Origin of the sequence: Bradyrhizobium sacchari (assembly GCF_002068095.1) — a bacterium.
GTDB classification, from domain to species: Bacteria; Pseudomonadota; Alphaproteobacteria; order Rhizobiales; family Xanthobacteraceae; genus Bradyrhizobium; species Bradyrhizobium sacchari.
The window spans coordinates 26613-32808 of the sequence record NZ_LWIG01000018.1; the positions used below are offsets into that span (position 1 = coordinate 26613).

6 protein-coding genes are annotated in these 6196 nt (G+C 65.8%); 3 read left to right on the forward strand and 3 right to left on the reverse strand.

Annotated elements, in window-relative coordinates; translation table 11 throughout:
* Positions 1–28 precede the first annotated feature (28 nt).
* Both A5906_RS22315 and A5906_RS22320 read left to right on the forward strand, forming a co-directional pair.
* Positions 29–592, forward strand: coding sequence for a CAP domain-containing protein (locus A5906_RS22315; protein ID WP_080137469.1), 564 nt, complete (start codon positions 29–31; stop codon positions 590–592).
* A gap of 79 nt (positions 593–671) precedes the next feature.
* Positions 672–1850, forward strand: a complete 1179-nt coding sequence (locus tag A5906_RS22320; RefSeq protein ID WP_080137470.1) for an aminotransferase class V-fold PLP-dependent enzyme — start codon at positions 672–674, stop codon at positions 1848–1850.
* 12 nt (positions 1851–1862) lie between these two features.
* On the opposite strand, the gene A5906_RS22325 is transcribed toward A5906_RS22320, so the two are convergent.
* Entirely contained in the window at positions 1863–2324 is a 462-nt protein-coding gene (locus A5906_RS22325) for a cupin domain-containing protein (RefSeq protein WP_080137562.1), read from the reverse strand.
* A gap of 127 nt (positions 2325–2451) precedes the next feature.
* Here A5906_RS22325 and A5906_RS22330 point away from each other — a divergent pair, with 127 nt between their 5' ends.
* Positions 2452–4005, forward strand: coding sequence for a winged helix-turn-helix domain-containing tetratricopeptide repeat protein (locus tag A5906_RS22330; protein WP_080137471.1), 1554 nt, complete (start codon positions 2452–2454; stop codon positions 4003–4005).
* Positions 4006–4019: 14 nt separating this feature from the next.
* Here the strand turns inward: A5906_RS22330 and A5906_RS22335 are convergent, their stop codons facing one another.
* Positions 4020–5264 (reverse strand): threonine ammonia-lyase, encoded by a 1245-nt coding sequence (locus A5906_RS22335; protein WP_080137472.1) that lies wholly within the window; start codon positions 5262–5264, stop codon positions 4020–4022.
* A gap of 45 nt (positions 5265–5309) precedes the next feature.
* Positions 5310–6173: a phytoene/squalene synthase family protein gene (locus A5906_RS22340; protein ID WP_080137473.1), complete on the reverse strand. Its 864-nt coding sequence runs from the start codon at positions 6171–6173 to the stop codon at positions 5310–5312.
* Positions 6174–6196 lie beyond the last annotated feature (23 nt).

Genomic DNA, 6196 nt, shown 5'->3' on the forward strand with positions numbered 1-6196 from the left:
GGGGGTCATGGGCACTCGGGGGACGACGATGCGGCGTACGCTTGGCGGTCTGACCGCCGGCGTTGTGCTGCTGGCGGCCACCCCCGCGATGGCCGACTCCCCGGCCGAGCTGATCTCCAGCTTCCGCCTCAAGCACGGTGAAGTCCGCGTCGTCCGCGACGCCACGCTCGACCGCATCGCCATGGACCAGGCCCGCGCGATGGCGGCGAAGGACGATCTAAGCCACGACGCGCTCGGCCCCTTCAACCGGCGCGTCGCCCCGGCCGGCGCAGGGCGTGCCGCCGAGAACATTGCCTATGGCTACGACAATTTCGAGAAGACGCTCGGCCAATGGATCGATTCCTCCGGGCACCGCAAGAATCTCTTGCTGCACAACGCCTCCCGCGTCGGCATCGCGAGCGCCAGGAACGCCAGCGGCAAGCGCACCTATTGGGCCATGGTGATCGCCGGCGATTACGAGCCAAAGGGCAAGGGTAAAGGCAAAGGCAAGAAGGACGGGGAGCCGCTGGTCGCCGTGAAACGCGAGCCGGCGCCCGCCAGCAAGCCAAAGCCGAGCAACTGTCACGTCAAGCTGCTCGGCCTCTGCATCTGAAGGCCCAGCCCGGCCGTCTTGCTCGCAATCCCAGACGCGTCTAATTCATGCGCGAGGATCGCGAAAAGCGGAGGCGCAAGTGATCAACATCGACCGGATACGCGCCGAGACGCCCGCCGCCGCGCGGCTCGCCTATCTCCACAACGCAGGCGCGGCGCTCATGCCGGCGCCGGTTGTCGCGGCGATGAAGGAACACATCGATCTGGAGAGCGAGATCGGAGGCTATGCCGCCGCCGACCGCGAGTGCGATCGGCTCGACGCGGTTTACGGGTCGGTGGCGCGTCTGCTGAATGCCGCGCCCGATGAGATCGCTCTCGTGGAGAACGCGACGGTTGCCTGGCAGATGGCATTCTATGCGCTGCCCTTTCGCAAGGGCGACCGCATCCTGACCGCCGAGGCGGAGTACGCCGCCAATTATGTCGCGTTTCTTCAGATTGCGAAACGAACCGGCGCGACCATCGACGTGGTGCCGAGCGATGCCAGTGGAGAGCTCGATATCGAGGCGCTCGAGCGCATGATCGACGCCCGCGTGAAGCTGATCGCGATCACCTGGGTTCCGACCAATGGCGGGCTGGTCAATCCCGCGGCAGCCGTCGGGAAGATTGCGCGGGCACACAGCATTCCCTATCTGCTCGACGCCTGCCAGGCGGTCGGCCAGATGGCCGTCGACGTCGAAGCCATCGGCTGTGACATGCTGTCGGCGACGGGGCGCAAATTCCTGCGCGGCCCGCGCGGCACTGGGTTTCTCTACGTTCGCCGCTCGCTGCTGCAGCAGCTCGAGCCGCCGATGATCGACCATTTTGCCGCGCCCTGGGTCTCGCGCGATGAATATCGGCTCCGCGACGATGCGCGACGCTTTGAGACCTGGGAAAATAATTACGCGGCCCGGCTCGGACTCGGCGCTGCCGTCGATTATGCGCTCGATATCGGGATGGGACCGATCGAACAGCGCTGCCGCCTATTGGCGGACCGCCTGCGTAGCGGCCTCGCCTCCATTCGTGGCATCACCATTCGCGACCTCGGTCGCACGCCGGGCGCCATCGTCAGCTTCACGATGGAAGGACATGAGGCTGACGCGGTTGTTCGCAGCGCCGCTGCGGCGAGCATCACCATCGGCGCGTCAGACCCGTCAAGCACTCGCATCGATGCCGAAATTCGCGCGCTGCCGCCGCTCGTGCGCGCCTCTCCGCACTACTACAATACGGAAGCGGAGATCGACCGGCTGATCGACCACCTCGCGAGCCTGGCGCCGCGATAGCGCACGTGCATTTCAAGGCTTTGTCGTCAGCGCCGATAGTTGGTCGGTGTCGAAGCGCGCACGCAACTCGCCGATGGCCTGGGCATCTGGCGTTCCGCCAGCGGTCAGCTTGGCCAGCTCTTCGAAGTAATGTTCGTGCCCTGGCGGGGACACCGTCATGAGCACGCGCGCGGGCTTGCCGCTGACATTGGTGATGTTGTGGGGGATGCCCGGAGGAATGAAGAGATAGGTGCCGGGGGTGGCTCGAACGACCTCTTCGGCAACGTGCCATTCGCACTCGCCCTCGAGCAGGTAGAAGGTCTCTTCCTGTACGCGGTGAACGTGCCGCCCCGTAGCGAAGCCGGGCGGGATCGTCCAGTCGAACATGCTGGTATGCTTGGTATCCTCTCCGGTGACCAGAAAGGCCATCGGTTGGCCGCGCAGCATGACCCCCTTGGTCTCGCCGGGTCTGCGGATCACCGGTTTCGCGTTCATGTGCTCCTCCATGGCTCGTTGCGGCATTGCTGGAACCCGTGGCAATGGTGACCCGGCCGCGTCGGAAAGTGGCGAAGCTGTTCGGAAATCATTGCAAAAAACCTCCGAAACGTGCCCTTCTTCGGCGATGGGCACGAGACTGGAATTTGGTCCGTTTCGCCTCGACGCCGATGAGGGAATTCTCTTCCACGGTGCCGAGCCGACCCCGCTTGGGAAGCGCGCCGTGCTGCTTTTGGCCCTGCTGGTTCAGCGAGCCGGCGCGCCGGTGTCGAAGGATGATCTGATCGAGGCTGCGTGGTCTGGCCAAGCGATCGAAGACAGCAATCTGACCGTCCAGATCGCCGCCGTACGGCGTACGCTGGCGGATATCTCCGGAGAGCCCCGCTGGATCGAGACTCTGCCGCGGCGCGGATATCGCTATGTCGGTCCGGCCGTCGCGACACCCGGCCCGGATCGCGCATCTGCGGCTTCCGGTATACCGCCTCTGGCATTGCCCGATCGACCATCGATCGCAGTTCTGCCCTTTGCGAACCTGAGCGACGATGCTGAGCAGGACTACTTTGCCGACGGGATGGTCGACGACATCATCACCGGCCTGTCGCGCATCAACTGGTTGTTCGTGATCGCGCGGAATTCGACGTTCACGTACAAGGGCCGTGCCGTCGATGTGAAGCAGGTCGGCCACGAGCTTGGCGTGCGCTACGTGCTCGAAGGAAGTGTCCGGAAGACTGGCACGATGGTCCGCATCACGGGCCAGCTGATCGACACCGCAACCGGTGTGCATGTATGGGCTGAACGTTACGATCGCCGTTTGGAGGACTTCTTCGCACTCCAGGACGACATTGCCCTGTCCGTGGTGGGGGCGATCGCCCCGAGCCTGCGGCGTGCCGAGATCAACAGGGTCAAACGCAAGCGGCCCGACAGCCTCGATGCCTATGACCTCGTGCTGCGCGCCCAGCCGGATGTCGATTCCGGCATGCCGAAGCAGATCGCGCAGGCGCTCGTACTGCTTGAACGAGCAATCGCGCTCGAACCTGACTATGCGCTGGCGCACGGCAACGCCGCGATGTGCCATCACTGCCTGTTCCTGCGGGCCGGCTTGCAGGAGATCAATCGATCGGCCTCCATCCGTCACGCGCGATCGGCGATCACGCACGGCCAGGATGATGCACTTGCCCTCACATTGGCCGGTTTCTCGATCGGGATGGACGGGCACGACCGCTCGGCCGCGTTCACCGCGCTCGGGGCCGCCCTCGCGATCAGCCCGTCTTCGGCGCTGACTTACATCCTCGGCAGCGTGATGCTTGCCTGGGGCGGCGATGCCGACCGCGCCATCGAATGGAGTGAACGAGGCATTCGGCTCAGCCCCCTCGATTCCTGGGCTTTCGCCGCATTCGATGCGCAAGCCATGGGGCACTTCCATCGCGGCCGGTATGAGGAGGCGTGCCGCGCCGCGTACCGGTCGGTTCAGGCCAATCCACGCCACAGCATCACGTATGTTCAGCTGACTGCAGCGTTGGTGAAACTTGGGCGGCTACAGGAGGCGCGAGCGGCGGCCGCGCAGGTGCTCGAGCTGCATCCGGCGTTCCGCTACAGCCGACAGTTTCAGGGGGTCAATTGCGCGCCCGCGCTCGCCTTGTCCCTCGGTGAGGCGCTTCGGATCGCCGGCCTGCCGGAGTAGCAGCCCGCCTCTCCTCACGTGCAGCGCGCACTCAGTCCGGATGCGCTGAGGCGTTGCATGACCTCGTCGAGATGCGCGCTGTCGCGGGTCTCGATCACGAGTTGCAGCAGCGTCGCCTTGGCCGGCAGGTCGGAGAAGGTGCGCTGGTGCGAGACCTCGATGATGTTGGCGCCGGCCTCGGCCAGCAGCGCGGCCACGGCCGCCAACTGTCCTGGCCTGTCGGGAATATCGAGCGACAGCTGGGTCAGCCGCCCCTCGCGCGCGAGCTCGCGCGTGAGGACGGAGGCGATCAGCCTTGTGTCGATGTTGCCGCCGCTCAGGACGAGGCCGACCTTCTGGCCGGCGAAGCGGGACGGATCGGACATCAGCGCGGCAAGGCCAGCGGCGCCGGCGCCTTCGACGACCGTCTTCTCGATTGAGATCAGTGTCGCGACCGCGCGCTCGAGTTCGGCTTCGTTGACCAGCGCGATGTCGTCGACGAGGCGGCGGACGATTTCGGTCGTGATCTTGCCCGGCGATTTCACTGCGATGCCTTCGGCCAGCGTGTCGCCGCGCGCCGGCAGATTGCCGTCGTGGATCGCGTTGTACATCGAGGGATAGAGCCAGGCCTCGACGCCCAGGACCCGCAGCGACGGCTTGATCGACTTCGCGGCAATAGCGATGCCGCTGATCAGCCCGCCGCCGCCAATCGGGACGACCAGCGTGTCGAGCTCAGGGACAGCCTTGAGCATCTCCAGTCCGACCGTGCCCTGCCCCGCAATGACGAGCGGATCGTCGTAGGGATGGACGAAGATCATGCCGTGGGATTCGCCGTGGCTGCGCGCGAAGGCGGCCGCCTCTTCCAGCGTCGCGCCTGTCACCACCACCTTGGCGCCGTGGTGCCTGGTGTTCTCGACCTTCACCATAGGTGTGCCGATCGGCATCACGATGGTGGCGGGAATGCCGAGCCGTCTGGCGTGATAAGCGACGCCCTGCGCGTGATTACCCGCGGACATCGCGATCACGCCCCGCGCGCATTCCTCCGGCGTCAGCGCGGTGAGCCGGTTGAGCGCGCCACGCTCCTTGAACGAGGAGGTGAACTGGAGGTTCTCGAATTTCAGCCAGATGTCGCAGCCACAGATGTTGCTGAGTGTGCGGCTGTAGCTGCAGGGCGTCTCGACGACGGCGCCCCGGATGGTCTCCGCGGCGGCATGAATGTCGCCAGGGGCAACCGGAAGGTCGCTGACGTCGGAGGACGTGGTTGGGGACAAGTCAGCCATGGGACAGCATAGAGCATTTGCTTGGGCCGCGCGATAAGCCAACCGCTATTTGGTAAACTCCCGGGAACGTGAAGCCCGCCACAGCGTCCACAGCGTCCGCAGTCGCGACGGCCGATGCGGCGTAAACGGATGACGTCCGGGCTGCGACAGGCGCTTCAGGTCGGCCTGCGCGTGGCTCAGCGGCAGAAACGCCGGCCGTACCGACGGCGGCACCTGCGCCAGCAGCGACAAGGCCGTGGTCACATGCCGCTGCGACTCGCCCGCGAGCTGGTCCAGCACAGCGCGCAAGCTCGGCGTCTCCTTGCCGGCGAACACGTCCTCCATGCTGCAACTATGGCTCGCCAGTACCTGCTGCGGCAGGAACAATTGCCGATGCGCCGCATCGCGCGGTAAATTGGCGATGATCTGCACGATGCCCTGCGCCAGCCCGGCGTGCCTCGCGAGATGCTCGGCCGCCTCCGACGGCGGCCCCAGAACCCGCGCAGCGAGATCGAACAGCGCCGACGAGGTCGCGGCCAGATAGCCCTCCAGCGCCGCCATGGTCGGCATCGGATCATTGTAGAGATCGAACTGGTGCTCGTCGGCGAGCAGCGAGAGCGGCTCGACCGGCAAGTCGAAATCGCGGATCGCGCGCAGCAGCTCAGCCGCGACTGGATTGCCCTCGGCACTGCCATGGACATGGCCCGACAGCATGTCGGTCCACCATTGCAGGCGGATTTCGCCGGGCAAGGGCTGGCTCACCTGGTCGCGGACGCGGACGATCTCGACATTGAAGGCATAGAGCGCAAGCAGGGCGCGACGCTCTGCGGCGGGTGCGAACAAGGTCGCGACGTAGCGCGGAAAATCGTGGCTGCGCACGAGCTCGGCGCAGAAGGCAACGGAATCGGGCGGCGGCGCAGCGCTGCTCATGGCACGGCGATCAGCGCGGCGGC

Excerpts from the sequence above, each read along its gene's own strand:
- A5906_RS22315 (WP_080137469.1), top strand. The coding sequence starts at position 29 with ATGCGGCGTACGCTTGGCGGTCTGACCGCCGGCGTTGTGCTGCTGGCG.
- A5906_RS22325 (WP_080137562.1), bottom strand. The coding sequence starts at position 2,324 with ATGAACGCGAAACCGGTGATCCGCAGACCCGGCGAGACCAAGGGGGTC.
- A5906_RS22330 (WP_080137471.1), top strand. The coding sequence starts at position 2,452 with ATGGGCACGAGACTGGAATTTGGTCCGTTTCGCCTCGACGCCGATGAG.
- A5906_RS22335 (WP_080137472.1), bottom strand. The coding sequence starts at position 5,264 with ATGGCTGACTTGTCCCCAACCACGTCCTCCGACGTCAGCGACCTTCCG.
- A5906_RS22340 (WP_080137473.1), bottom strand. The coding sequence starts at position 6,173 with ATGAGCAGCGCTGCGCCGCCGCCCGATTCCGTTGCCTTCTGCGCCGAG.